This window comes from Verminephrobacter aporrectodeae subsp. tuberculatae At4 (assembly GCF_000193225.1).
Lineage (GTDB): Bacteria > Pseudomonadota > Gammaproteobacteria > Burkholderiales > Burkholderiaceae_C > Acidovorax > Acidovorax aporrectodeae.
Window position 1 is genome coordinate 1 of sequence record NZ_AFAL01000729.1, and the last position, 2,639, is coordinate 2,639.

A 2,639-nucleotide genomic window follows, 5' to 3' on the forward strand; every position below is an offset into this window, starting at 1 on the left:
CTACTGGATCATAGATTGGCGCGTTTATGATCCGGACATTGATGCCAAGTCCAAGCTCACCCATATGAAGGAGATGTTCGACGACGCGCTGAACATCAAAAAACTGCCGTTCCGTGTGGTGCTGATGGATTCTTGGTACGCCACCAAGGATCTGATGCTGCACCTGCACCGTGAGGGTAAGATATTTTACTGCCCGCTCAAGAGCAACCGCAAAGTGGACGACAGCGGTGGAAAACAACCCTACCAGGCCGTAAGCAAACTGGAGTGGAGCCAACAAGGCGCAGCGCATGGCAAACTGATCAAGATACATGGTTTTCCAGGTGCAATGAAGGTCAAACTATTTCGGGTTGCGATTACAACGAATCGCACGGAATGGATTGTGACCAATGATCTCGATCAAGCATCGACCGACGATGCAAAAGATGTATGTACCATGCGCTGGAAGATTGAGCAGTATCATCGTGAAGTGAAGCAGACGCTCGGACTCGAGAAGTGCCAGTGCAGATCGGCCAGAGCGCAACGCAATCATATTGGCTGTGTTATATTGGCATGGAATTACATGTCTGCGTTGGCGGAAAAGTTGAAGAAGAATATTTACAGCCTAAAAAAAGGGATGCTATCGGCTTATATGAAACAGGAGTTGGCCCAGCCAAGCGTGCTCATGGCCTTCGTCTAAACTGACTACAAAAGTCCGAGTTGCGCGCTAGCTGAGTTTGGTCTGCGTAAGTCCTAATAGCGAAGGCCATCCTCTTCATTGCTCGACCCCAGGGTACGGGCTACAATGGACCTATCATATGCCAGAAGATAAAGAGTCCGTGGAAAGTCAAGCACCGCTTTGACCGTTTGAATCATTGACCGAATTTCCTCGGGCGGCAGGCGGTCAAGATCATCGATAATAATTATTAATGGTTGACCCAGTTTATTCAACCCTTCGACTACATCCTCCTTTCGCTTGCTGAGATCAATTTTCGACAAGTTTTTTTCTATATGCTTGTTAAATCCCTCAAAGGCATTTCCAGCTGCTTCAGATATATTTCCTATAAAGGCAATGCCTGGGAAACATTTCAGGATTTTTAGAGGTTCGGCGATTGCCGCGCCATATCGCAGCAATTTACTTGCGGTTTTCAAACCATCTTTTTCAGGATTTTTTCCGATCCCTACGGCAATTTGAATAATCAATGTTTCAACAAGCGCTTCCGTACCGCTTACCATCCAAGGGTTGAATTCAATGATAATCGGCTTCGATGGCTTTGGATCTGTATTTCCTTTTGCTAGTGAAGATTTTTTTATAAGTTTTGCAAGTCCATTTAGCATGCTTTTCCAGACCGATGGTTTTGGCTCTGTATTGCCTTCTGGTAGCAAAGATTTTTTTATAAGTCCAATTAGCGTGCTTTTTCCAGAGCCCCATTCTCCTTCGATGCCGACGACAATACCTTCACTGCCTTCAGGAAGCGAGAGCGAGCGTGCCAGGTTTTCGGCAAAGTCCGACCACCCCAATGCGTCCTTTTCGGCGGGTCGATCAGAGTGGAAAAATGGTTTCGTGGTCATGGCTTTGAGCTTCTTCTTTTTTTTGGCAGCACCAGGGCAGTGCGGGCGGGGGGTTGAATTTTTTGGGGAGTCAGTCAGGGAAAATAACACAGAGTCCGTCCTACAGTTACGCTGGCACATCGAAAGGACCATGCACTTGCGCGCCGCTGCACGCCGGACCGGAGACAGTCGGCTCCCCTTGGGGCTTGCGCATCGTACCTCAGGCATCAAGCCAGGCGCAGATTCCGGGCCATTGCTCCAGGTCGCGCGCCACGCGGCCTGGGGCCACGTCAAATAGCGTCAGTCCATGCGCTGCGAGGTGGATGTAATTTTGCGTGTCGCGCAGGTAGCCCAGCACCGCAAAGCCCAGGGCGTCGACAAAATGCTGCAGTTGCTCGGCCGCCCGGGTGCGCGCGTCCACGCGCACGCCGACGATGCCCACCTGCACGCCCGCCGCATGGCGGTGCTCGGCGAGTTGGTCGAGAAAGCTGCGCGTCGCGAAGATGTCGAACACGCTGGGTTGCAGCGGCACGATGATTTTGTCCGCGAGCTTGAGCACGTCGTTCAGGCGCCAGCCGTGCAGGCCGGCGGGGGTATCGAGCACCGCGTGCGTCGTTCCCTTGGGCGGGCGGCTGATGACGTCCGAGCCGATGTCCCAGGTGCCGATGGGGCGCGCGGCGGGCGGGCGCAGGCTGAGCCACAGCCGCGCGGATTCCTGTCGGTCGGTGTCGCCCAGGATCACGGGGTGTCCCTGGCTGGCAAAGTACCCCGCAACGTTCGTGGACAGCGTGGATTTGCCCACGCCCCCCTTGGGATTGGCAACGACGATCACTGGCATGACGACCTCCTTGGAATCTGCCGGTCCGTGAAAAACACGGGCCCATCATGCCTTGGCTCCCGATCCGCAGGCGTAACTACTCAGCCCCCGGGCCCACGGCCCAGCCGATCAACCAAAGCGAGGTTGAACCGGAGCGCCCTGAAAGGCTTGGGTGAGCGCGTCAAACAGCTTGGCACCCTGCTTGCACGGTCTTGCCGGTGGACGTGAGACTGGCGTCAGTCAGCGTGAGCGCATTCGCTTCGGCACTGGTGGTGCTCACGGTCACGTCGCTCAG

The 2,639-nt window shown here is 54.2% G+C and carries 3 protein-coding genes; 1 reads left to right on the plus strand and 2 read right to left on the minus strand.

All coding sequences use genetic code 11. The features are described 5' to 3' along the window. A partial coding sequence (locus VTU_RS0120755) for a transposase (RefSeq protein ID WP_010108225.1) occupies positions 1-676 on the plus strand: 676 nt, incomplete at its 5' end. 53 nt (positions 677-729) lie between these two features. Here VTU_RS0120755 and VTU_RS32020 read toward each other — a convergent pair. Beyond that, the gene (locus VTU_RS32020; protein ID WP_169315432.1) at positions 730-1,638 is read right to left on the minus strand and encodes a KAP family P-loop NTPase fold protein; all 909 of its coding nucleotides are present in this window, start codon (positions 1,636-1,638) and stop codon (positions 730-732) included. Between the two features lie 109 nt (positions 1,639-1,747). Continuing rightward, positions 1,748-2,365, minus strand: a complete 618-nt coding sequence (locus VTU_RS0120760) for a nucleotide-binding protein (protein ID WP_010108226.1) — start codon at positions 2,363-2,365, stop codon at positions 1,748-1,750. Between the last annotated feature and the right edge of the window lie 274 nt (positions 2,366-2,639).